Annotated in this window: 27 protein-coding genes; 3 read left to right on the plus strand and 24 right to left on the minus strand. The window is 62.6% G+C overall.

What is annotated here, in order from left to right:
- Window positions 1–154 precede the first annotated feature (154 nt).
- The 3 genes from LGM71_RS29535 to LGM71_RS29545 are packed head-to-tail and all read left to right on the plus strand — an operon-like array spanning window position 155 to window position 1,666.
- On the plus strand, window positions 155–901 hold the full coding sequence (locus LGM71_RS29535; protein WP_226117915.1) for a hypothetical protein: 747 nt from the start codon (window positions 155–157) through the stop codon (window positions 899–901).
- A gap of 10 nt (window positions 902–911) precedes the next feature.
- On the plus strand, window positions 912–1,319 hold the full coding sequence (locus LGM71_RS29540; RefSeq protein WP_226117916.1) for a bactofilin family protein: 408 nt from the start codon (window positions 912–914) through the stop codon (window positions 1,317–1,319).
- The gene (locus tag LGM71_RS29545; RefSeq protein ID WP_226117918.1) at window positions 1,316–1,666 is read left to right on the plus strand and encodes a hypothetical protein; all 351 of its coding nucleotides are present in this window, start codon (window positions 1,316–1,318) and stop codon (window positions 1,664–1,666) included. The genes LGM71_RS29540 and LGM71_RS29545 overlap by 4 nt, the downstream gene beginning before the upstream one ends.
- A gap of 52 nt (window positions 1,667–1,718) precedes the next feature.
- On the opposite strand, the gene LGM71_RS29550 is transcribed toward LGM71_RS29545, so the two are convergent.
- The 24 genes from LGM71_RS29550 to LGM71_RS29660 all read right to left on the minus strand — a co-directional run bounded on the left by LGM71_RS29550 (window position 1,719) and on the right by LGM71_RS29660 (window position 23,594).
- Window positions 1,719–3,425, minus strand: a complete 1,707-nt coding sequence (locus tag LGM71_RS29550; RefSeq protein ID WP_226117920.1) for an ATP-dependent helicase — start codon at window positions 3,423–3,425, stop codon at window positions 1,719–1,721.
- Between the two features lie 18 nt (window positions 3,426–3,443).
- Window positions 3,444–4,340, minus strand: coding sequence for an ATPase (locus tag LGM71_RS29555; RefSeq protein WP_226118141.1), 897 nt, complete (start codon window positions 4,338–4,340; stop codon window positions 3,444–3,446).
- A 222-nt stretch (window positions 4,341–4,562) separates the two neighbouring features.
- Window positions 4,563–5,000: a hypothetical protein gene (locus LGM71_RS29560; RefSeq protein WP_226117923.1), complete on the minus strand. Its 438-nt coding sequence runs from the start codon at window positions 4,998–5,000 to the stop codon at window positions 4,563–4,565.
- A 24-nt stretch (window positions 5,001–5,024) separates the two neighbouring features.
- Window positions 5,025–5,630, minus strand: coding sequence for a DUF4400 domain-containing protein (locus LGM71_RS29565; RefSeq protein ID WP_226117925.1), 606 nt, complete (start codon window positions 5,628–5,630; stop codon window positions 5,025–5,027).
- Window positions 5,620–5,904 carry a hypothetical protein gene (locus LGM71_RS29570; protein WP_226117927.1) on the minus strand — a complete coding sequence of 95 codons (285 nt, stop codon included), beginning with the start codon at window positions 5,902–5,904 and terminating at the stop codon, window positions 5,620–5,622. Before LGM71_RS29570 ends, LGM71_RS29565 begins: the two co-directional genes overlap by 11 nt.
- Window positions 5,861–6,379: a hypothetical protein gene (locus LGM71_RS29575; RefSeq protein WP_226118144.1), complete on the minus strand. Its 519-nt coding sequence runs from the start codon at window positions 6,377–6,379 to the stop codon at window positions 5,861–5,863. The genes LGM71_RS29570 and LGM71_RS29575 overlap by 44 nt, the downstream gene beginning before the upstream one ends.
- Window positions 6,380–6,389: 10 nt before the next feature.
- Window positions 6,390–8,258, minus strand: a complete 1,869-nt coding sequence (gene traD, locus LGM71_RS29580) for a conjugative transfer system coupling protein TraD (RefSeq protein WP_226117929.1) — start codon at window positions 8,256–8,258, stop codon at window positions 6,390–6,392.
- Window positions 8,255–9,601 carry a type VI secretion protein gene (locus tag LGM71_RS29585; RefSeq protein ID WP_413226926.1) on the minus strand — a complete coding sequence of 449 codons (1,347 nt, stop codon included), beginning with the start codon at window positions 9,599–9,601 and terminating at the stop codon, window positions 8,255–8,257. The genes traD and LGM71_RS29585 overlap by 4 nt, the downstream gene beginning before the upstream one ends.
- Window positions 9,601–10,614 carry a type IV secretion system protein gene (locus LGM71_RS29590; RefSeq protein ID WP_226117937.1) on the minus strand — a complete coding sequence of 338 codons (1,014 nt, stop codon included), beginning with the start codon at window positions 10,612–10,614 and terminating at the stop codon, window positions 9,601–9,603. Before LGM71_RS29590 ends, LGM71_RS29585 begins: the two co-directional genes overlap by 1 nt.
- Window positions 10,615–10,621: 7 nt before the next feature.
- Window positions 10,622–11,344: a type VI secretion protein gene (locus LGM71_RS29595; protein WP_226118146.1), complete on the minus strand. Its 723-nt coding sequence runs from the start codon at window positions 11,342–11,344 to the stop codon at window positions 10,622–10,624.
- 17 nt (window positions 11,345–11,361) lie between these two features.
- Window positions 11,362–13,839 carry a VirB4 family type IV secretion system protein gene (locus LGM71_RS29600; protein WP_226117939.1) on the minus strand — a complete coding sequence of 826 codons (2,478 nt, stop codon included), beginning with the start codon at window positions 13,837–13,839 and terminating at the stop codon, window positions 11,362–11,364.
- A complete protein-coding gene (locus tag LGM71_RS29605; protein WP_012367167.1) occupies window positions 13,833–14,144 on the minus strand; it encodes a VirB3 family type IV secretion system protein in 312 nt (103 codons plus the stop codon). Before LGM71_RS29605 ends, LGM71_RS29600 begins: the two co-directional genes overlap by 7 nt.
- Window positions 14,137–14,553: a TrbC/VirB2 family protein gene (locus LGM71_RS29610; RefSeq protein ID WP_226117941.1), complete on the minus strand. Its 417-nt coding sequence runs from the start codon at window positions 14,551–14,553 to the stop codon at window positions 14,137–14,139. Before LGM71_RS29610 ends, LGM71_RS29605 begins: the two co-directional genes overlap by 8 nt.
- A 16-nt stretch (window positions 14,554–14,569) precedes the next feature.
- Window positions 14,570–15,700, minus strand: a complete 1,131-nt coding sequence (locus tag LGM71_RS29615; RefSeq protein WP_226117943.1) for a CpaF family protein — start codon at window positions 15,698–15,700, stop codon at window positions 14,570–14,572.
- 275 nt (window positions 15,701–15,975) lie between these two features.
- Window positions 15,976–17,232, minus strand: coding sequence for a DUF2201 family putative metallopeptidase (locus LGM71_RS29620; protein ID WP_226117945.1), 1,257 nt, complete (start codon window positions 17,230–17,232; stop codon window positions 15,976–15,978).
- Window positions 17,233–17,239: 7 nt separating this feature from the next.
- The gene (locus LGM71_RS29625) at window positions 17,240–18,166 is read right to left on the minus strand and encodes a hypothetical protein (protein WP_226117947.1); all 927 of its coding nucleotides are present in this window, start codon (window positions 18,164–18,166) and stop codon (window positions 17,240–17,242) included.
- Window positions 18,167–18,266: 100 nt separating this feature from the next.
- Window positions 18,267–19,295, minus strand: coding sequence for an ATP-binding protein (locus LGM71_RS29630; RefSeq protein ID WP_226117948.1), 1,029 nt, complete (start codon window positions 19,293–19,295; stop codon window positions 18,267–18,269).
- Between the two features lie 118 nt (window positions 19,296–19,413).
- Complete coding sequence (locus tag LGM71_RS29635; protein ID WP_226117950.1) at window positions 19,414–19,665, minus strand: DUF3717 domain-containing protein; 252 nt, start codon at window positions 19,663–19,665, stop codon at window positions 19,414–19,416.
- A gap of 279 nt (window positions 19,666–19,944) precedes the next feature.
- Complete coding sequence (locus LGM71_RS29640) at window positions 19,945–21,465, minus strand: hypothetical protein (protein ID WP_226117952.1); 1,521 nt, start codon at window positions 21,463–21,465, stop codon at window positions 19,945–19,947.
- A gap of 79 nt (window positions 21,466–21,544) precedes the next feature.
- Window positions 21,545–21,952 carry a hypothetical protein gene (locus LGM71_RS29645; RefSeq protein ID WP_226117954.1) on the minus strand — a complete coding sequence of 136 codons (408 nt, stop codon included), beginning with the start codon at window positions 21,950–21,952 and terminating at the stop codon, window positions 21,545–21,547.
- 87 nt (window positions 21,953–22,039) lie between these two features.
- A complete protein-coding gene (locus tag LGM71_RS33235; protein WP_264160633.1) occupies window positions 22,040–22,171 on the minus strand; it encodes a hypothetical protein in 132 nt (43 codons plus the stop codon).
- Window positions 22,168–22,641, minus strand: coding sequence for a hypothetical protein (locus tag LGM71_RS29650; RefSeq protein ID WP_226117956.1), 474 nt, complete (start codon window positions 22,639–22,641; stop codon window positions 22,168–22,170). Before LGM71_RS29650 ends, LGM71_RS33235 begins: the two co-directional genes overlap by 4 nt.
- 8 nt (window positions 22,642–22,649) lie before the next feature.
- Window positions 22,650–23,042, minus strand: a complete 393-nt coding sequence (locus LGM71_RS29655; RefSeq protein ID WP_226117958.1) for a hypothetical protein — start codon at window positions 23,040–23,042, stop codon at window positions 22,650–22,652.
- A 90-nt stretch (window positions 23,043–23,132) separates the two neighbouring features.
- Window positions 23,133–23,594, minus strand: a complete 462-nt coding sequence (locus LGM71_RS29660) for a hypothetical protein (RefSeq protein WP_226117961.1) — start codon at window positions 23,592–23,594, stop codon at window positions 23,133–23,135.
- Window positions 23,595–23,776: the final 182 nt, after the last annotated feature.

A 23,776-nucleotide genomic window follows, 5' to 3' on the forward strand; every position in this document is an offset into this window, starting at 1 on the left:
ACTTGACTCGCTGCCGGAATGGCTACGCTGACAAAGACGACGTGCCCGGTCGCGATGCGCGGGTAGTGTCTCGCTCGTCGACCGCGCACGCGTGAGCAATCTCGCAATCTCGTATAAGCGTCCGCAACCGAGACGCCTTCACACGCGGAGAACCATGGACATCCGAGAAATTCAGGCGCTGCACGCCAAGTACGCTGCGCAACCGGTCGTGATCGACATCAACGGCCACGTCGAAGCCATGCCGGCACTCCCGGCTCCCGAGGGAAATCGCAAACGGATTGCACTGGCCCGCCTCGGCCGGTTCAACCGGCTGGTCAGGCCCGTCGCCATTGCCGTGGCAGCCGCCGCGCTCGCTGCGGGCGGCGGTGTGAGTGCCGCCAAGCTGTGGCGGGCTCTGCGCGCACCATCGCACGCCGAGCTGACTCACGAAGCCACTCCGCCAGCTCCCCGCCCCGCGCCGGCCGCCGCTTCCGCGCTCACCAGCACCCACTCCCTGACGGCTGCCGACTTCGATGGTTCGGCCAGCGCGCCAACGGGTACGCTGGCGAGCGTCGATCCGCGCTCGTTGACCGCCCGTCAGGATCCGCCACCCACCAATCCATCGCCGCGAGAGCAGGCCGCGCCGAGCGACTTGAACAAGGCTGCGGCAGCACCGATCCGTGCGCCGCGGACCGCGCCAGTCGCGCAGACCGCCGCGCCGACCGCAGCTTCTGCAACGACAGAACCGGCACCGCCACCGGCTGCCCCACCGAAGGCCGTTCCCCGGCATAGCCGCCGCGGCACGGCGCGGCCGCACGCCGCACCTTCAGAAAATGCCGAACCCGCCGCGCTGGCACCCACGTCGGCACCAGCGGCCAAAGCGCCGGCCGCAGGCAAGTCCGGCGACGTCCAACTCTTCTAACGAGGCGACCATGAAACCCAAAACCATCAACGTGACGCTGCTGGCCACCGGCCTGGTCGTCCAGGGCGATCTGATCCTCGACCACGGGATAAGCGCGTTCGCACTCGTGAGCGGCAGCATCATCTCGACGGCCGGCCTCCTGCATATCGGGCAAGGCGGAATGATCAAGGGCAAGGTGCAAGGCGAGATCGTACGCATCGACGGCGTCGTGGAAGGCGATGTCCATGCCCGTGACATGCTCGAGATCAACGGCGTGGTGAAAGGTAACGTCTACTACTGCGGCACGATCCGGCTTGGGCCGCAAGCCGCGCTCAACGGTCAGCTCAAACGCGTCCCGCGCGAATTGACCATTGAAGCGCCGACGGCCGGCGCACCCATCACCGACAACGCCAATACCACGGCACTCACAACGTCATGAACAAGGCGCGAAAGCCCTTCGGCACGATTGTCCGGCAGTCGGTATCTTTGGCAATCGTCATCGCGTCGCTGGCTGCTTCGGCGACCCTTGCTGTCAGCGGTCTCGCACGGCTATGGGGATCGCCCGGCAATATCACTACTGAGGCGATCGGGAACATTGTCCATTTCGTTGCTCACGTGATCGCCTGGCGAAACGAAGACGTAGCGGACATCTGGCTATTTCAAGTTCCGATCGCGTTGATTACCTACATGCTGATCATCGCGGTCCCGCTGGTCGTCGGGTGTTTAGCTCTTGAAGTGTGGGAACACTGCCACGGAAAAGCAGACGGTGTAAGCACGACGCCATAAGGCTTCAGATTCTGCGACTCGCCGCAGGTCGGCCACCTCGTGTGGCCGATTTTTATTCGACCCCGGACTCAATCACGAACCGCGAAACGGCGTTCTTCTGGATCGACGTGATGACAAGATTCTCCCGAGCGCGCGTCATCGCCACATAGAAAAGCCTGCGCTCCTCGGATTCCGGGCTCTTGTCGTCCGGCACGACGCCCTCCTCCGCGCGACTGATCCACACGTGATCCCATTCGAGCCCCTTGGAGCCGTGCATTGTCGTGAGCACCAACACACCGTCGCCGGGCTTGTTGTTATCCCGCTGCAAGAACTCAATACGATTGGTAAACGGGCCGTTCAGCCGGCTGATCACGTCATAGGTGCACTGGAGCGCGCGGATGGCCGCATCCCCTTTCGCGTAACCCATCATCCATTCGAACACGCCTTCGAGTGCGAGCGAATGGAATTCCCGTTCGCAGAGCGACTGCCATTCAGCAAGACGCTTCATGAACGCTCGATACGCGGTCGCCGTGTCCTCAGCCACGCCGAGCGCAACCAGATCCTGTTTCTGGCGCTGAACGAACTCGGCGCCCATGTCCCGATGGAGTGCGCGCAGATCATCCGAACTGATTCCCATGTATCCGAGCACCGCGTCGACACCGTTCTGCTTCCGACCTTCGACGATCTGGAGGAGATTACACATCAGTGCCGCCTGCGGCCGGTTGAGCACAGAACCACCGGACGCTCGGTAGTACGGCACGCCGTGCGACCGGCAGACCGATTCGATCGGATCGAGGTTGCGATTGGTGCGCGCGAGGATCGCACACGTGCGGCCTGCTGCCAGTTGCGCCTGCAGCGCATCGACTGCGGCAACGGCGTCTCCGTATTCGTCCTCGAAGCGCAGCGACGAGACTGCGCCGCCACCGCCGCGGTCGGCGTGCAACACCTTCGGAATCCGGTCGACGTTGTTGCGGATGACGCGGTCGGCCGCCGCCAGGATCTCCGACCGGCAACGGTAATTGCTGCCGAGCACGATCTTCTGCGCGTCGAACGTCCCGGAGAAGCTCTCCATGCCTCGGACGCCCAAAGCCGAGCGGAAACCGTAGATGCTCTGGTCGTCATCGCCGACCACGGTGACCTGCGCGCCGGCGCGCGCGTGCAGCTCGACCCACCGATATTGAAGCGGATCCGTGTCCTGAAACTCGTCGACGAGCAGATCCGTGAAGCGATATGGACGGATATCGCCGCTTTCCATGCCGGCCACGGCCAGCCGCAGCATGTCCTGGAAATCGATCTTGCCGTTGCGCTCGAGCGCCTCCTGATAAGCGGCATAGAGCTTCGCTTCAGACGATCCCGGCTCAGCCCGACCGAAGTTCGTCTTGATCCGCTCGATGATCGACACCGCTTCCTCGACCTTCCACTCGAAGCCGAGTTCCGCGATCACGCGCCCCAGCATGCCGAACCGGTCGCCGTCGGACGCTATATCGTGGCGCACACGGCCGGGCTGACCTATTTGCCTGAACGCCAACGAGTGGAACGTCCCGGCGATTAGCCGCCGCTTCGCGTCCGGCACGGCGATCGCCAGGATCCGCTCGCGCAGCTCGAGGGCCGCGTCCTTACTGAACGTCACCGCACCCACCACCGCGGCCGGATCCTCCAGTAGGCGCGCGGCCTTGGTCGCGATCGTCTTGGTTTTCCCCGCGCCGGGACACGCGATCGCGACGCAGTGGCGGCGCAGGAGTGCCACTTCGCGCTGTTGGGGGTTCAGCTCATCGAGCATGGCACTCACCGCGGACCCTTATCGACCGCGGACGGTCGTCATCAGGCGCAGGTGCGTCATGTAGCCCCGCACGCCGATCGGATGGAACTTGCGCAGGAAGCGCGACGTTTCCTCGTCGGCGTCCGACTGATCACGCACGCCGTTCCAGACCAGAAAGTCGAAGTGGTCCATCACCTGATCGTACTTCAGCATCACGGTGAGCAACCGCATCGAGAAACGCGAATACGCCTCGACCGTGATGTCCAGGGACGGTTTCGTAACCATCGGCGAGAACACGATGTCGCCGCGCTCGCGCATCTCGGTCTCGGTTCGCTCCCGAAAGCCGTGCGCCACGTCGAGCTGTTCATTGACGTACGCTTCGAGGTCGTTCAGCTGCTTATCGAAAAAGGTCGTCACCGTCTCCTGATCGTCGGCGCCGAACGTCGCCCGGCCGAATCGCTGCATGTTGATGCTCATCCGGTTCAGATACGGCCACCATTGCTCAAACAACGGCTTGAGCCGCGTGTGCTTCAGTCGAACGTCGGTCGACACGACCGCCGCGCCGGACAGTTGCTTGTTCATCAGCTCGCGGCCGATTTCGCGGCGGCGCTGAATGATGCGGACCCGCTCGGCCGGCGGCAGCTCACGGAACAGCTTGCGCGTGCGCGCGACCTGCTCGCGCTTCTCGTCGGCCTCGGCGGCACTGATCATGCCCTCCCGCTGCAGGGTGGCCGCATCCGATTCCATCTGCGCCAGCTCGTTCTCGAGCTCGACGTCGTCCGCACCGTCCGTCGTCGGCCGCGCAGTCGGATCGATGGAAGCGCTCTCGGCTCCGCCGGCGGCCTCAGTCCCGATCGGCCCGTTCGTCGGATGCTCTGCCGTCTTCTCTCGTGCCTCGTCATCGAGGACGTGCGTCTCGTTGTCAATCGTGGTCATCATGGTCCTTTGGATGGGGTGAGTAACCGCACGCGCGGCATGCGTCTATTCTTGCGAGGTGGCGGTCCGGAATCGGCCCGAAACATGGACGATTTCTGCACGCTTTCGTCGGAAGTCCTCGCGGCGTCGGCACGATCCATGTGGCGTCTCAAATGAAAATGCCCCTCAACCGGTTGAGGGGCATTTGGCAGAAAGCTCCACAAATTCGTATAGCTTTCTGTCCTATTCCGTCTTGGCCGCGCGCAGGTGTGGGAGGAATACCGTCTTACCCGCCCGAACCGAGCCGATCACCAACGTGTGGCCCACGTCGGCAGCGTGGACATTGAAGCGAAACGGCGTAATTGGCTTCACCTCCGGCGCTGTCCACGATGAAACGCCAGCGGCAACACATACGTCGACCGGCGCGTACTCGGCATCGGTATCGACCTGAACAAATGAGAGATCGGTCGGAAACAATTCCTCGGAATCGGCGATCGAGACGCCGCTAATTCGGTCGATGAACGCGCGCGCATCAGGCTCGTCGACGAACGTCCGAGCGGTTTGCCTAACCTTCACATGGGCCAAGACATCGCCTGAATCATGAGAAAAGAATGCCCGGCCGAAGAAGCCGTTGTATTCGAGTAACGTGCCTCTCGACGTCGAATGAATGATGACTCGCATGGTTCTCCTTTTCGAGGAACGAAGTTACTGGTACGACGATGCCGCCTTCCAGAGCAGCACACCGAGGCAACCGGCGATTGCGATCCAGTACGGCGCCAGCAACGGAATCGGCGCGATCAACACCGAGAACGCAACGCCGAACACCAGCAGAATGCCGTGACCCGCCAGGTGGAAGGAAACCGGGCTCACATAGCCCGCAGCAGCCGCGCGAATCTTCCGACGCACTGTCCCGTCGACGAACATGGCAACGCAGAAGGCCAACGTACCGATTAGCCAGAGCTTCATGATCGTGAGCCGGTAGACCACGCGATAAACCAGCCGCCAGAAGTTGTGAACCCACGTGCTGGCCAGATTGGTCATCCCGCCATCATCTGCGTCCGCCCCCCGCGTGGTTTCGAGCGATGCCGCCACCACCCCAGTGTCTACGAAGTACCGCCTGAACAACCGGTTCGTGGTCGCCACAGCACGATCCGCCCGATCCTCGCCGATCGTCGCCACCACCGAGCGAGTTTCCGCTTCCGGGATCTCGAATAACGATCGATTCGGCACGACCGGCATGATCGCGACGGCTACGAGTGGCACGAAGAAGAACCAGACCTTCACATGCCGGACAAACCGGCTATCCGCCATGGCTGCCTCCCATCAGCGTCAGCAGGGAGGCAATCGCCCGACAGGCCAGGTAGCTCGGAAACGCGACGAGACCAAACAGCCCCACGTAGAAGTGAAGTGGGCGGCGACCGATGAACAGCGCGAGCGCATAGGCCAGCGCGTTTTGCCCCCGCGCGAACTCGGCCGGTACCGGCGCGTTCGCATCATCCTGGGCGGACGCGGTCGACATCACTCGGCGCGCAACGTCGTCGTCAACCCTGGCCAGCGTCCGAATCAGAAAACGCGTGAGCGACATCGTATCCCTCGAAGTAGAGTCGGAAGTTCTCGCCCGTCAGCGCACGTGCGGCGAGCTGGAATGCGGCGGAGCGCTGGCTGATGTTCTCCGGGCAGCGTTCGTCGACCACCTCGGTCGGCAGATGTGCATGACGCGCCTCGAACACCGTAACCGGCTCAAACATCGGTGACCACACATGGCAGCGCTCGCCGTCGCGCGCAACGTAGCGTCTGGCATAGAGCAGGTGCGCCGACGCGAACATCCCCTGCATGAACGCAACGTGCGGATCGCCTGTTTTCCGTACGCGCCTGACCCCATCGAGTCCCTCCGTGAGCATCTCCTTGACGAGCGGGCCTGACTTGCCGATGAACTTCTCACCGATGAAGTCGGCCACGCGCGTGCACGCGAGCTCCAGCTCCGGCGCCAGCGTGAACACTGGGATCAGGCGGGCCGAAAGCTTATGGTCGCGGATGATTTTTTTGAAGACGACAGACATGCTTTGGTTTTCAGCCATTTAGGATTGGAATGCGTCCCTGATACACCGCGCCACCCGAAATCCGCATGAAGTACTGCAGGTTCGGAAGGCTCTGTATCAGGCGGGATGGAATCAGCGGTACTTTCTCCAGTTGGAGCGAGCGAGACACCGATCCCGTAAATTCACCGACGTGCGACTCGCTACCCGTGCTGGTCGAACTCGACATCACCAGGTTGCGGATCGCCGTCTCCCCGACCTTGTCGGAGAACCAGTCCGCCGTGTCGGTGTCCTCTAAGCGTAAGATGATCTGGTTGTTCAAATTGCCCAAAACCTGCAGCATTTTTGCGGCATTTCCGAGCTTCGCCTCGATGTCCGAGCGCGTCTGGAATGCCACGAACGCCTTGAAGCCTGCACCACGCCCCTTGTTCAGGATCTGGATCACCTGTTCGTTGATCGCCTCCGCGACCTCGTCGATGATCAGCACGACTTCAGGCGGCGTCTCGTAAAAGTTGTAGATCGAGCCGCAGACCGCCGACACGTCGGCGAGCAGCATCGACATGATCGCCTTCGCCACGATGCTGTTCGACAGCGAGTCGGCCCCGACGTGAAGCACCGCCTTCTGGCGAATGATCTTCTCAATGGTCCAGATCTCGCGCTCGTCCTCGAAGTCGTCGACCTTCGGCGCCAGCATCAGGCCGGTTTCGCCGGTCGCGAGCATCTGCAGCAGCGGGAGCGCCGACGCGATGATCCGCATGTAGTGTTCGCGGTCGTGCGTGTGCGTCGAGATCAGGCCGTCGATCGCCTCGTGGCCGCGATCGAGTGCCGCGAACCGTGCCTGGTACAGCGCGACCATGCCATCCACTTTGGAGACGCCGGGCTTGTTGGCCATCTTCACCGTGTCGGCTACGACCTGCGTTTCCCAATCCGTCAGGCCCTGTTCGAGGAAGAAGCGCTTCAGCGCCTTCTCCAGCAGCGTCGCGATGCCCGACTGGGCATACTTGAGAATCGACCGCAGGTTCGGCTTGTCGCCGATGTACAGCTCGCCGTTTACCGAGCGGCTGATGAACAGGTACGCAAAGTCGCGGAACGGCCCCTCCTCCATCAGCTGCGCGATCCGGCTCGGGATCTCCGAAGGTTGCGACCAACTATCGAGCGGCTCCAGGCGAATCGATTCCGAGGGCTTTGCCTGATTGAAGTACAGGAACTTCCGGCCGGCCCGCTTGCACTCCCGCTCCACCCGGAGCTTCCATTCCTTGTCGTTTTTCGGATCGAAGTCGAGCAACACATCGCCGAGATGGATCACCTGAGTGGAAATGCACTCGTAGGTACGGGTCTTCCCCGCACCAGTCGTGCCGCCCACCGCGGTGTGGCCGCCCATCGCCTTGTAATGGAACGGCACGAAGCCCTTCGCCGGCTCAAGCCCGTGGATCCATGAGACCCCTTGAGGCATGCGGTCCCTGATACTGTCCTTCGGGGCAAAGAGCCGCTCGATCATCTCCTCGAACTGGCGTCCGGTTTTGGTTTTCGGCAGCCACTTCGGAAGGCCCGGGATATCCGTCGACGGCATGCGAAGAATGTCATGCGCAATCTGGCAGTGCTTCTGTGTCCACTCAAAGCCCGTGCCGAGAAACATCGCATTCGCTTCCGATTTCATGCGCGACTGGATCGCAAGCAGCTTGGGCACCGCGAGCGTCGTCAGCCATTTCGTCGAGATGGCCATGCGGAATTTCAGCGCGCGCCAGACCTGCCCCGATCGAATTGCAAATGCCACCAGGGCGATCAGCGCGAATGCCCACGCATGCGGCATCCCGGACAGGGGCAACATGACAATCGCGAGCAGCCATACGAGCGCGGCCCTGAGCTCGTAGATCGGCCGAAAATGGTTGATGTAGCCGTTCATAGGCCGCGCGCCTGAATCAGCTCACCGGCGCGCGGTGCTAGCGTGACTTCCATCGGCTCGTTGACAAGCAACAGACTCCGGCGACGCATGTGCTCGATCAGGGTGTCGCTCGCGATGCCGTAGCTACCGATCAGGCGCTTGGGCAGCACCAGGCCCAACTCACTCCACCGCACCTTGGCCTTCCCCGCCTGAACGTCCTGCCCGAGGGCGCGGAAGAAATCCACGATCATGCGCGGCGCGCCCTTGAGCACCGCGTCGAACGCTTCCGGGGACGGCTCAACGCGACGCTCCGGATCGATCACGGCTGACTGTGGTCCGGATTGCGCCGGCTGCACGGCCAGCTCACGTGACTCAGCAGGCGTCGGCGCGCCCAGTTGAGGTGGGCTTGATGGCGGCTGCGGACTTGGCACGCCGACCACGCTTGTCGTTCCCCCTTCCGCGGAGGCCGCCGCTTGCGCGGTCGGGGCGGTCGGGGTGCTCGGGGCGGTCGGCGTAATCGGTGACGGCGCGCGTCCTGCCGCCGTCGGAGTAGCGGGCGCCGGCGCGGCAACCGTCGACGAGGCAGGTGTGGCGGCCGGCGTCACCGCCGGCTCGAGCTCGCCCGCGACGTGGATCGCTGACGGCACGGCAAACTTCACCGGCTCAAACACGCCACGCTGCGCTTTCCGATCGAATTCGGCCGCCGTCGAAATCGCCTGGCGGACCACCCGATGGGTCAACGATTCGACACCGACCGGACTTGCAGTCGGGTTGATCGACCCGAACACCTCGGCCAGCACCTCCGCATCCAGGCCCGAGAGCAGTTCACTGCCGACCAGCGCCTGCGCGAGCATGCCGGTGCGCATCCGCTCAACCGCAAGCGGCGCCGACCGGCGCGATATCCGGTAAGGAAGATCCCCCAGCCACGGCCCGGCCGCCCCGTGAATCGACGGATTCCAGACCTGCTGATCGGCCTCGCGCACCACCTCGAAATGCCGATAGGGCTCATCCAGCCACGAGCAGATTGCAGCGAGGAACACCCCATAGTTGTATTGCGGCTCGATGCGCCGCCGGCGTTCCGACGGCAAGTTTGTGCCGAACTTCTGCCCGCCGGCCAGCCGCATCGCGTAGAAGGCCGTCTCGATCGTGCAGCGGAATGCACCACCAGGCTCCCGGTACAGCTCCGGATTGAGCGGAACGGACGAGAACCAATCGGCGCACCGATGCACGAGCGTGAGCCACTTGCGATCGAATTCCGCTTGGCTGACTTCGTTGGCGCATTGCGCGATCAGATCGATCCGCCGTTCGTTGTTCGCGACCAGCACACTGCGATCGAGCGACTGAAAGAGACGTAGCTCGCTCATCATGCCAAGCCCTTCGTCGCAAGCTTCGTCAGACTCTTGAATGCCCCGCCGCTCGCATTCGCGCCGCCGCCGAACATGGAGGCGAACTTCGGAACCTCGAACGACAGAATCAGGACGAAGATCGACAGATCGAGTGTCAGCGATCCGGCATACGGTGTGGTCAGCCCCTTCGAGATCGCGTTGGTAAGCGCGCTCGTGATCGTGGTCGTCACCAAGCGCTGAAGGATCGCCGCGACAACCATATACATGCCCGCACTGATCATGTAATCGAGCCAGGTCTTGAAGTAGCCGCGCGTGAACTCCGACATACCTAACGCCAAGGCGATCTTGCCCATCACGATGCCGACGGCCATCTGAATGGTGCCCAGCGAAATGAAGAAGAGAAATACGAGAGACGCGATCATCAGAAAGCCCCAGGCGAACAACAATGGCATCAGATTGATCGCCAGTGCGATGTAGCTCCACCAATGCGCGGCCTGGAAAGCCTCGATAACCGCATCGAAGATCGAGCCTGCGGATTTGACCATCGCGGACGGAAGCGACTGTGCATCCGTGCCGGACACCGCTACCGCCATATCGTTAAACCATTTATAGAACCCGGGCGCCCAGGTGGCGTACATCAGGAAGATCGAACCGAAGATGCCGAGAATCGCCAGGTCCTCAATCAGCGACTGCCACGCCGCCACGGGATCCCTGGTTGCGGCATACCGAACTCCCGCGAGTGCAACTGTGATGCCTGCCAGCCCGCCAGCCATCTTGTTCGCGTGCTGATCGAGCGGTTGACTAAGCGTCACCGCGAGGTCGATCAGATCCTTCATGATCTTCGCGATCTCGTCTATCGCCGCCATTGCCCCCTTCGCCACCTCGCCCGGTTGGTAGCTCGAGCTCCATCCCGAGGTGCCCGATGGCAAATCGAACGCGTACGCGCTCGAAGCCGTGGCGACACCGATCAGCATCAGCACGAGCAGCGTCAAGGCCCCGCGGCGCAACCGCTTCGCAGAATCGTTGGCCATCACCGACTCAGAACCCATATGCCGACCGCTCGGCCTGCTGCTTCGAAATGAAGCGGTTCGCGTCCGCCGCCTTCTCCTTGTCGTCTTCAACCTGCTGCGCATCTTTCTGCGAGTCGCGTTGCGCCTTCGCTGCGTTGAGTTGAAGAATGTCGGCGTTCTGGCTCGTCACGATGTCGAGATAGTGCGTCGTAATCTCCGCCGTCGCCTGCGCCGTCGGCGACAACGACAGTTGAGATTGCAACTCTTGACGGCGCTTCGCCAGATCGTTCGTGTGCTGCATGATGTCCGATCCCATCTGGAACAGGTTGCGCACCACCTTGTCGTTCTGCTGATAGAGCGTGTTCATGTCGGCGAACCACTGCTCATTGGTCTTGCCAGAACGGCTCACCAACGTCTGCACCTGCGAAACCCATTGGCCACCCTGCTTGAGGTCACCGTACAGGCCGTTGAGGGTGCCGACCAGATTCTTTACTTTGTTGATGTCGCCGGTGATCTGCTCATACGCGGCCTTCCACGCGGCTGGATCGAGGTTCTTCGCCTGCAGCAGCTGGTTCGCCATCATCTGGTACTGGTAGATGATGTTGGTGTTCTGGTAGATCTCACCGCGCACCGCCTTCGCGGCCGTAATGACGTTCTGCGCGAAGTTGGTCGGATCGAACACGATCATGGCCGAGGCATGCTGGGCCGAGAAAAGGGATGCTGCGACGACGGCGGCACGGAGGAGGCGCATTTTCAAGGGATCACCTATCAGTCGAGAGTCAACATTTCTTGGAGGTACTCTTCACGCCAGTGCGGCGAGCCGGAGTCGTGGTGTTTGTCGAGCACCCGTTGGGCGGCGCCGTCGGCGCGCAAAACGGCAAGTGCTTCTTTCGGGAATTGCGCTTGGAGCATCCGTGCGTGATCAGGCGTCACCCACAGGTAATCGCGGTTGGGTACCGCGTCGGCAATCATGTCGATCAGGTCGTCAGTCAGGCCGAACACATCCCGATAGAGGTGCTTGTTGTTACGCGCGTCCCGGTTAGGCAGGAAGAAGAAGTTCGGGATGTTCTCCTTCAGAATCTCGAAGTTCTTCACGCGGGCAAGCTGCCCGAGCGACTGGGTCGCCATCACAAGAGTCCCGTTCAAGCCGCGAATCGTGACGGCCCACAGTTCCAGGCGGGCATAGAAGCGTTCGTACTGGAAGAAGAAGCCGCACTCTTCGACCTCGATGATCGTGAAGCGCTTCCCGTCCAGCCATTGCGAGATGCGATAAAACGCGTAATCCATGAATAGCGCGGCGGCGACCGGGTACTTTTCAAACAGGTCCCCCATCTCGATCGCGATATCGTCCGACAGCGAGAACGCATCCTCGACGTGATCGAAGAAGCGACCGTTCTTTTCACCTTGCGTCCAGATCTGGAGCCGCTCACGCAGCTCGATCGGCAACAACGTGTTCAGCATCGACAGCGTCCAGAGTTCGCGGTCATACTCGCCGCCGCCCAGCGTTGCGACAGCCTGATAGATATCGGTCTGCTGCTGCGGCGTACAGTGGAAGTCCTCATCCTCGATCGCCATCTGCACCCATTCCGCCACATAGGTCCAGTGCCGCTTATCCGCCAGCAGCGAAAGCGGGTTGACCGGCGTGGCCGCGCCGAACCGCCCCGTCGCATCGACAAAGCGACCGTTCGCCATCACCGTCGGAATCCGCGTCGACCGGTTCTTGTCGAACTTGATCCGGCGCGGGTTGTGGCGCCCGGACTGCGACACGAGAAAGTTCAGGAAGATCGTCTTGCCCGCGCCGATCGGCCCGACCACGAGCGTGTGCGACTTCCCGCCCGGTTGGTGCAGCGTCACGCGCTGCAGCGTGCGGTGACGCGTGGGCAGAACGGTAAGCGGCCCGGTCTGCTCGCCGGTCTGTTGGGTCAGCCATTGGTTGACCGGACTGCCTTCCTCGACCCCGCGCAACGGCGCAATGTCGGAAACGCACGGTGTTTCGACGAACTGCAGGCGCTTTTGCTGATCCCACCGTCCGGGCAACGTGGTCGCCCATGCCGCCGGGATGTTGCGGGTCTCCAGGATGACGCCAAACCCCGCATTGCCGATGCGGCCGACGACTTCACGCGCGTTGTCGTCGCACTCCTCAACCGTGTCCCCATAGATGACCACCGAGATGTTGGCGAACCCATACTGCGTCCCATCGGCCACAAGCTTCGCCAGTGCGTTTTCAGCCTCTTCGGCGAGGATTTCACGCCCCTTGTCGTTCTTTTCCGCCTCCTGCTTTTCATCCTTCGAGAAGAAGCTCTTCAGGATCGCAAGCGGGTTGAACGCCGCGACCTTGTAGAACTTGCGCATCTTCTCGATGTAGACCCGCGCCTTGTGGGTCGACAGGAAGCGGAACATGACGCAGATGTCGAGCTCTGCATCGACGTCCGCCAGGACATCGAGGGCGGCCTCCTGAAACCCCATCCATTCCTTCACGGACACGATCTTCGCGTACCGCTTTCCGTACGCTGACTCGAACATCAGGTGCTCCGTGCCGTACGTCACGAACGTCTCGGTCAGATGGGTGTCCAGCATCGTGACCGGGTAGCGAACGCGGCGCGGCGGAACGGAGGGGTTCGCCGTCTGGTGCAGGAACGCCATGGCATTCTGCAGTTGCAGGCGCTTCATCTTGAGGCGCGTCACACCGCCCTTGAAAGCATCGATCACCCCCTCGAACCGCTTGATGTCGGACGTGATCCGTTCCATGTCGAACGCGAAGGCGCTGCGTGCAAACAGCACGTCACGGAGGGTTTCCCATAGAGCGACCGGCACCGACTTGCCGCCGACCGTCATGTGGTAAGCGACTTTCTCGAAGATCTTGTTGATCCCGGTCTCGGGCGTATAAGCGAGCGCCAGCGAATGGGTGTTGCGGAAGAACTTGCCGCTGCCGACGTGTGCGCGATTGATGGCATCGATGCGCTCGTCGATCCGGGACGAGAATCCACCCTGTATGTCCCCACGGACACGCCGATGCGACAGTCGCCACCACGCCGTTACCCGGTGGTCGAAGTTCTTGCATGCATGATCGAGGTTGTCTCGCGCTGCCGAAATATCAGCCTTGTTCGGCGAGTCGGCGTCGATCCCGTCGAACGTGAACACCGTCAGCAGCGACCCATCCTTGTCCAGGACAAGCTCCGGGGTGACCATCGTCGCCCACGGCGCAATCTCCTGCACCGGACCGCGTTTGATTTTCGAACTCAACATTGCAGATCCTGATCGAACCCGTAGGGACGCTTAAACCGAACCGAGAACTTCGTCGTGGGGAGGGGCTCGTGTACGTCCGGATAGCGGTTGTAGACGATGAGCACCTCCTTCCACCACGGATCGGTCGACGACAGCCATCGGAGCACCCAATGGATGCCAATTCCGACGACGAGGAACGCGGGCGTCATCGCGCTGTAGCAGAGCAGCGTCGTGATCGTCCCGTTCGCGATCGCGAGTCCGCGCTCCGCCCCGCCTAACTGGCGGGGCAGCGACAGCGAACGGCTGACTTTTTTCGGCTTACGCACAGGTGTAGTCGATGTGCATGCGGTTCTTCACGATCGGAATCGCACACGCCGCGACACCGAGTCCAATGAAGACGGTCGCGAGAAACTTGACGATGTTGCTCTCGGAGTTCGCGATCATGATTGCGGCCATGATGATCACCACGATGCCGATACAGAACAGCACCGGGCCGCTCACATAGGCCTGAATCAGACAGATCATCGACGCGGCGTTGCCGAGATCGCTGAGATCCACTGCATGCGCCGCCGGTGTGGCAAACGCGATCGCGGCTGCGATCAACGTGGAGCGGATCTGCCCGCGACCGAACAGGTAGTGCGCCGCGCTGCGTACTTTGGCAGTCGCCGGTCGAAGGAAGGCGCTGACAATTTTGGCGAGCGGCGAGTGAACAAAAGCGTTGAACAACTTCTTCATTGGAAACCCCGTATGGTTAAAAAACGCGCTCGAGGACGTAGTCCCCGTTTTTGAAACCCTTGATGGCGAGCACTTCCGACACGTGGCGCAGCTCGCCCGTGCGACGCAGGTGCACGACGTAGTGAAAGCAATCGGCGATGGCCTTGCGCATGTCGGCAAGCTCCCAGCGGCTCCCCGTGGGGATACCAAGCATCGCCAGACTCTCGAGACGACTCAGCGCGCCGCGCGCATCGTTCGAGTGGATCGAGCCCATGCCACCGTCGTGGCCGGTGCTCAGTGCCTGAATAAAGTCGTACGCTTCGCCGCCCCGAACCTCACCGACGATGATCCGGTCGGGCCGGAAGCGCAGACACAGCGCGACCAGGACCTGCGTGGTCACGCCCTTGTCGGGGTTCGACAGCAGCCGCACGCGATTCGGCGCGGACAGTTTGAGTTCCATCGTGTCTTCGATCGTGATGACACGCTCCTCTGGCGGAATCTCCGCATTCAGCGCGTTCAGGAAGGTCGTCTTGCCGGTCGACGTGCCGCCTGCCACCAGGACGTTCGCTCGCGATCGAACGAGCGCCCGGAATGCTTCTCCCAGGACCTCGTCATGCGCACCTGGTGGAAAGATCGCGCGCTCCACCACGCGGCGAGCGTGGACGAGCGAGAACGCGCCCATGCCAACGTAGTCGGCCAACGACAGGTTCGATTCCCGATGCTTCCGGATCGCAAGCGCATGCCCGTCGATCGCGGTCGGCCGCATCACTGAGGCGATCCGGAGATTCTTGTGGCCGCCGTTGATGATCCCCTGCGCGGTACCGGCTTTCGCGGACTTCTCGACCGACGACGCGAGCGACAGAATGGCGCCCTGCAGCTTCGCGGGATTGAAGCGCATGTCGAGCTTGTGCATCTCACCGCGCCGCTCGATCCAGACGTTGTCGTAGTCGTTGATCATGATTTCAGCGACGTCGGGTGCATCCAGCGGACCGGTCAGCTGGTCGAGCGACGCGAAGAACAGCTTCACCGCGTTGTCTTCGAGCGGACGGACCTTGAGCAACTCCTCGGCAGTGATCTGCGCGCTCGGGCGAGACGCCGGCGCATCAGGCACCGGACGGTCGACGCTCGGCTGATTCGCGGTTGGCGGATTCTGGGCAATTTCGGACATGCAGCTATTGTTCAAGCTGCGCGCGCCGCTGGCGGACCGAAAGAATGGCGAAATTCAGCAGCTTTCGTCGCACCCCAAACGGCGGCGTTTGCGACTGCTCAGGCCTGCGTTCGCGTCAACCGGTTGAGGGGGCTAACCGAGAATGCTCCAGAAAAACGTATAGCTTTCTCCGGGTTCCCCTCCACCCTTCCATGGTTGCTGTTTCGCGCACGCGAAAAAAAACCCGGTCGCGAGGACCGGGTGGGTGACAGAAGATGGGCGCGTGACCGCGGCGCTCAACAGATAACCTCGACCATCTCACCGAACGGCGCGCGCCTCGCACGCTTGAGCGGCGTGGTCGACGCCCAAAGCACCGGATAGGACGGCGCCTCCTTCGGAAACGCGCCGTCCATATCGGTCAGGTAGACGAGAAACGCCGGATCGATCCCTTCCGCCAAAATGCGACGGAAGGGGTCGACGAACGACGTCCCCCCACCACCTTTCAACGGAGCGAGGTCGACCGGCTCGCCGCGCTCGAACACCTGCACCTGCGTGACGCGCGTGTCGCAGTCCATGACAACCAGACGGCGAGGTCGAACCGCATCGAACATCGACTCGATCTCGGCGGCAAACTGCGCCTGCGTCGCGTCCCACACCGACCCGCTGGCGTCGCGCACGAACACTGCGTCGCCTACCGCCGGCTCATTCAACGACGGCAGATACAGCCCTGCGTGAAGGTAGCGGCGATTCGGCTGCGCCCACGTGTACTCCGTCGGCGCCGCTTCCTGCGCAAACCGGTGCAGGAGCGCGCGCCAATCGACGGTCGATGCAACAGCTTGCTCGATGGCGGCTTGCAGCCCGCCGCTGAGCCTGCCAGCGGCCCGGGCAGCTTTCGCCGCCTGCAGGACCGCGACCTTCCACTCGGCCTCCTTCGCCGCCTTGTCGGGCCCCGCGTACTGGCGAACCTCGCCGCATGCGGGACCGGCATCAGGCTTTGCATCAGGCGTAGGGCTTGCGGCCGGAGTGTTCCCGCCGTTCGCGGGTTGTGGCGAACCGGGGCCGCCGGAACCGGCCGACGGCTGATTCCCGTCTGCTTTACCCGATTGCCCGTCGCCTTGCTTCCCAGCGCCTTGCTTGGCCTTCTGCCGTGCCTCGTTCTGCCGCACGCCGTAGATTTCCTCGGCCGACCGGCCCTTGAAGCGCGGGTCGACGAGTCCACCGGGCGGCAACTGCAGCCCGGCGTCGAGCACGATCGGATTCACGGCGTAATCGCATGCTTCATTCCAACCCTTGTGCTCGCGATAGCCCTGACGCCAACAATGTCCGTTCGCGACGTGCCACACCTCGTGGGCGAGCACGCCGCGCACCTGCAGGTCGTTCAGGTCAGCCGCGTACACCGGGTTGTAGCCCAGCGATTCGCTGTCCGTCCAGAACGTTTCGCAGGTCGGATCCTCGACAACCTTGAGCCGAAGCGCCAACGCCCCGATGAACGGGTGGTCGAGGACAAGCGCCGTGCGCTGCTTCGCGATGCGTTCATAAAGTCGCGTGTCCATGGCGACCTCATGCGGCAAAGCGCAGCGGCGGAAGCTGGATCGCCTGATCGATCACCTGATCCGCGATCGGCGCCGGTGCGCCGCCCATGAAGGCCGCCATCAAGCCTTCGATCTCGGTCGCCTTGGCAGCGACTTGCGCACGCAGCACGTTGGATTCCTTCAGTTCCGCGCCGGTGTGGGTGGCCAGATGCGTCTTGGCCTGCTCGAGGATATGCGCCAGCTTCGGATCGTTGCTGAAATTCAGCTTCGGCAACAGCTCGCAGAGCTCACGGACATGGTTGGCGACGTCCATGCGAACGTTGCTGGATGCGTACAGACGGTTCGCCATCGTCGACACGGCCTCGTACAGCCGGCCGACCAGATCGTTGTTCGCGGTCTTGATCGACTCGAACACGTGCTGGTCGATCTCGGTACGCAGGTTCGTCAGCACGTCGCTCGGCAGATCGACCCCGAACTGGCTCGCGTCCGGGAACGGCAGCACCGACAGCTTGATGCCGAATTTTCCGGACAGCTCGGCCAGCGACGGATAGTCGGCCTCGTTGTACAGGCCGTTCATCTCCGCGCGCGCCTGCTCCTTCAGATCCAGATAGTTCGTCAGGAAAACCGACACTGCGAGATCGAACTCGTCCTTCACCGCGCGCATACGCTCGGCCACATCCATGTAGATCATGGTCGGCAGCAGGCGCACGCCCAGTTGGTCGTACTTCAGCGTGCGGCCGTAGTAGTAGGAACGGATCCGGTTGCCGATCGACAGCACTTCGGCGTAGCTCGGCGCGTGCTCGGGCAGCAGGCGCTTGTTGAATCGGCCAATGCCGCGCGCGTGGTGGCTCTTCTCGACCTCCTCGGTGACCTTGCCGTCGTAGCGACGGGCGACCCACGTGGAAATCGTGACGGACGACAGCATGACCTTGGACTTCAGATCGGTAATGTTCATGGAATGACTCCAGATAGAAACTGAATGGATGAGACGAAAAAAAGCCACGGCGCGCGAGCGGGCCGTGGCAACAGGAACTACGATGGAAGGTAGGTGGCGATCAGTCTTCGCCGCGGATGATCTTGCCGATCTCGCCGCCTTGCGCGCAGACGAAGGCAGGATGACTCTGCAACTCCGGCTTGCGCACGGTCGCGTCGCGCACCAGGACCGCCGTGAATTCGCGGTGGCCGGCGTTGACGAGGCGATCCGCGTACCGCAGGACGCGGTCGAAGTTGCCTTCGCCGGCCTGGCAGGCAAGCGCCGTCGTCAGCGCATACAGCACGCTCGGCTCATCCGGAATCGGCCCGAGATCGGGGTTCATCAGAATCGCGTCGACAGACGGCAGCGCTCGGTAGATCGAGAGAAAGCTGACGAACTCCGCCGCCGCGCCCTCGCCGACCGCGCCGCTGACCGCATGGGTCAGCAGGTGCGCGGGAACGGACGGGAACACCCTGGCAACGAAGCCCCAGCTGCGCGGGCTCGGCGATGCCTCGATGTCTCGGCTCGTTTTAACGACCGAGAGCAGATCGGGCCGGAACCGGAGAAATGCGATCAGCTCCGGCGGCACGTTGTGTGCAACCGCCCAGCGTGTCCAGTCGTTGATCGTCGGCTCCAGTTCAACCACAGCGGCGAAGCGCGAGATCACCGGATCGAGAATCCCGGCCACACCGGCGTTATCGCCGCGCCGGTTGGTAGCAGCCACGAACGTCACCTGATCCGGCAGCTTGTGCTCGCCGATCCGACGGGCGAGCAGCAGTTGCATCTTTGCGGCCTGCACGGCCGGCGATGCCTGCCCAAGATCGTCGAGAAACCAGAGCAGCGGCCGGCGCGCGCTCAATGCGCGCTCGAGGTCGCCGAACGGCAGGAACCGCGCACGTTCGCCGTCCGATGACGGGAACGGCAGGCCCTTCGAGTCCGTCGGATCCTCGACCACCGGATGGCTGATGAGCAGATCGTGGTCGGTCGCGGTCGCAGCAGCTTCGACGATGTCGGATTTGCCGATGCCGGGCCGGCCACTGATCAGCACCGGGAAGCGCTTCGGAATGTAGATGCTGAGCAGCCCGGTGAGCTGCGCGGGGGAGAGTTTCATGGGGGTTCCTTGAATAGAAAGCCCCACGGGATCGCGCCCGGCAGGGACGTGACCCTGCGGGGCGATTGGAGATGCCGCGATGCGGCGTGTCGATGCGTCCGGAGACGCCGTTTGATCCTTAAGCGTGCGCTTGTGTGAGCGCGGCGGCCTGTCTTTCCGTCAACGATGACCGCGGCACGCATTTCGCGCGCGTGACGATCATCACGCCGTAGACGTCCGCGAGTACGCGGGCCTCGGGGCAAAGTACGAGCAGCTCGTCGGGGCCGATCGGCGCCGGCGAGCGATTGCGCCACACGTTGATGGCCACCTCGATCTCTGCGATCGAGATGACGTCCGGTGGGAAGCGGGGTGATACGTCGAGTTGGTTCATGGGTGACCTCGAAAGTGTCGCCCCGTGAACGACGCCCTGCGGGACGTAATCCCCTGGGGCAGGAAAAGGCCGCTTCGCGGCGGGTTCGATGCGTCGATGACGCGGTAAGTAAAGCCAGTGTAGGCGTCCCTGTGCCACACGCTGGCCGGAAAGGTCGGGAAAAGCGGGCGGCTTTGGATCTGCCACGCTGCGAATGGACGAAAAAAAACCGGCGCACGAGGCGCCGGTTGTTCAATATCGACTGACGGAAGACCGCTCATGCGAGAAGCAGGTCCCCGATCAAGCCGCGAGTGACGTCAGTCGGGAACGCGCATAGTCCAGCGTACCGTTCTTCGCGTGGAGCGTTCGCCCCTCGGTCGAACCAGGCCTCGCCAATGCGTAGCGCGTCGCCGCACCATGGCGAAAGCTGCGGATGTCGGAATACCCGTCAGCGATCGCGCGATCGACGTGCTCGACGCCCGTGATCACCGCATTATCGGGCGTGCGATACCGCGCACGCTCTGCTTTCGCCTTGGCGTCATTCGCGGCCTCTTGCGCACGTCGCCGTGCTCGAGCGGTGTCCTGCTTTGCCTCCCACTCGGCTTGTGCCGCCTCATCGAAGCCGCAGAACGTGAAGATCGCGCGCCGTCGGCGGGTCGAGTTCAATCCGCGCAACGACAGTCCAAACTGCTCTCGCAGTACCTGCTTGCTGTGGTCGTTCCAGCCATCAGGATGATCAAGAACCTTCAGCAGGGTGCTAACGTCGCGGGCTTCGACAGCGGCCGCGAACTGGTTCGGCCATTCGAACGTCGTACGCCCTCGATCCAGCGTCGCCAAATCGGTCTGCAGGTCATACTGCCGCTGCGAGATCAGCCCTTTCTGGCGATCGGCTTCGAGCCTGTCCCGCGACTTCTTCAGTACGGCATCCCCGATCAGCTCGCGCAATCGCGCAGCAACGGGGGACTTGGCGATGCCGACATCCACCGGGCGCTGGTATTGCTCCGGAAGATCCAGCTTGTGCACGAGGCCTGCCGCGTACAGCCGGTCGTCGACGTCGGTGTACGTGATGTCGGCCGGGGCAGACTTTAGCGCCGCGACGATATCGGTACCGAGCTCGCCGTCGATCTGCCGCTTTTCGTGCCGGAAGATCGCGACCGCGTTCTGCATCACGCCGTACGGAAGCGAGTTGCGCAGAGCCGGCACGTCCAGGAGAACCGGGAACCACTGCAGATCGTACCGGAAGTGCTTGGCGTCGCCGCGGTAGTCTGCGAGCACCGTGTCCGGGATCGGCTGATCCCGAAACAGCGCATGGGCGACATGCACCTCGTGCCGGCCGTTGACCCCACCCGAGAGCGAGAGCCGCGGCCCTTGCGACGTGTAGCCGAACAGGGTGTCCGCGACCTGGTCGCAAACATCGCCCAAGTGAAAGCGGTGGCCAGCGGCTCGTGCTGCCTCTACCTCCGCCTCGAGCTGTTCGCCCGACAGCAGCCAAGCCGGTCTCGACGCGAGCTCGAACACGAACTGGAAAATCTCCCAGCGCTTGCGAGTGACCTGCCAGGGCTGCAGCGCCTTCCCGTCTTTGCTGAACCAGCGGTCTCGAAGCTCGGTAAAGAGCGACGTGAAGATTGCGTGGGCGGTACCCGGCTGGCGGACGGTCAAGATGCCGTTATAGCGCAGAATCGGCAGCGGGGTGCCCCCATGAATCAACGAGATCTCTGGCGTTTCGTACGCAGACAAGGTCGCGTCGTGGAAGAACACGTGGAACGCGTGCGCGAGGGTCTCGACGTGAATCACTTCGTTGGGAGTGTGAATCGTATACATCAGTGGTTGTCCTTGCAAAAAGGGGCAACCACCCCATCCGGGCAGTTGCCCCGGATTGGGAGAAAGAGAGGGTGATGCGTCAGTCGATATCGAGCAGGTTCGATACCACCGCTGCAACGGCCCAGCCATGGGAACGTGTCAGCGTCTTTATGCGAATGAGCGGTTGTGTTCGCCAGTGGCCGATGCCGCGCTCTGCTGAAAGCCAGACAGTGTCGATATGTACGATCCACCCTTCCGACTGACCACGATGGATCGACACTGAACTACGTCGCCGCCCACCATCAACCGGCCAGTTGGTCCAAGGCTTCGCACCAAAAACGGCCTCGTTCGCATACCGCGACTGATTCGCAACGGTCACCCATTCGGGCTCGAGACCGGCGGCTCGTAACGCCTGCCCCACGTAACGAGCGACCTCTTCGACCGTCTTGCCGGCGAATTTATGCATATCCAGCGGCCGCGATACCGGCTGCTCCAGAACTTCAAACATGGAAACCCCAAAATAAAAAGGGCCGCACCGTGAGGTGCAGCCCTTAATTGGACAGAAGCCGCCGAGGTCGGCGGCCGTCAGTTCGATTTAATGCGTGTGGTGACGCAGAGAACGACGTTGGTCGCGCTCCGCCTTGCGACCGCGTTCGCATGCGACGATGCCGTAGCCGCAGAACACCAGCGTCAGAAGCAGTGCAACAGGACCGAAGTACATTTTCATTCTCCGTTCATGGAATCCATGCCTATAACGTACGTTATCACACCAATCACGACCAGAGCGGCGACGTTCATCGCGGCCCAGATAGAGAACTCCGCGATGGCGTGCACGTAGCCGACTAACCCGACGATCGATGAGACCGTCAGCGTGTGACAGAAGCGCCCGAACTGCTGCCGCTGGTCCTTCGACCAGGACGCGCGCACGAGCCGGGCGCTCAATCTCGATCGCGGCTCCGCCGCAAGTTCGGTTACCGACGCAACGTCGAAGCTATCTGCCGTCCCCTGGACCAGGGTTGCCTCAAACCCGCCCCAAGTCGCCGTAACGACCGGAGGAGGCTCCATTTCCTTGACCGCGATCAGCAGCTCTCGCATCTGCACGGAAATGAAAACGATCTGCTCATCCGAATCGTACGATCCGCGATCAACGACCGTCAGGCCCGAAGGAAATTCGACACGCACATCAACGAATTCCATCGTGCCTCCTATCGCCGATCGCTATCGAGACCATCCACGAGCCGAAGGCCGCCAAGCAAGGCCTGGTAGCCCTCGTCCGTGTCGAGTTGGGCGAGCGGCACGACGTTGTCGCCGCCGCCTGACAGGTCGCGATGACCCCGCCGCGTGCGGAACGACACCGCGACGCGTTGGCGGGATGCCGTATCCGCGATTTCGAGCAACATCCGGCTGGTGCGCAGGGTGACGCGGCAGCCGCGGCCTGCTTTCGCCGGCTCCGCCACCACCTCGTGTTCACCCGCGCGCAACCTCAGGTCGCGCGCGACGCGATGCAGCATGCGCTTCGCGTGGTGCGTCAGTGCCGCGTCGGCCGCGGCGCCAGCCGCGCGCCGATCGGCGCGAAGAACTCTCGGTACCTTGAACATCTTGCCCTCGGAATAAAAAAAGCGAGGCCCCCTTTCGGAGGGCCTCGCTATGAATGGGAAAGCCGGCGATCGCCGGAATCGAAAATGGGCTCAGCGCGTGACGCGCAGCCCTGAATTGCTGCTGACCAGCATCACACGGTCGCCCGTGGTGAAGCGCTGGTCGTCCGTTTGCACCACGACCAACACTCGGCCGGCGGCGGTACGAACAACGATCTCGACACCTGCGTGACGCTGCAGGACTGCCGATACCTTCTGCGTGATAAACCCGGCGCTCGCGCCGGCGATGGCACCGGCGATATAGCGGCCGTTACCGCCGCCGATCGTGCGCGAGCCGAGAAACGCACTCACACCCGCGCTAAGCAGCGACGACAGGCCTGAGTTGTCGGAGCCGCTGTCGATCGTGATGGTCCGAACGCTGACGACCGTGGCCGCCTCGATCGTTCCCGCGTGCTGAACGTCATAGCGCTGGTAGACATCGGGCGAACCGAAGTCGTACGACGCACACGCAGTCAGGGACGAGAGCAGCAGGACAGTGATGAGAAGCTTGAACATGACGATTGCCTCAAAAAAAGAGGGCAATCGCCCGTCAGGGGGATTGCCCTGACAGGGAAGCCGACACGTTGTCGGTGAGAGAAATGCGCACGGGCAGAGCCGGTGCGACTGGGTCGATGCGCGGAAGCGCGAGAAACAAGATCAGTGTAGGACTACGCGCCAGCGCCGCGCGCCGAAATCGT

Source organism: Burkholderia sp. AU33545, assembly GCF_020419685.1.
GTDB classification, from domain to species: Bacteria; Pseudomonadota; Gammaproteobacteria; order Burkholderiales; family Burkholderiaceae; genus Burkholderia; species Burkholderia diffusa.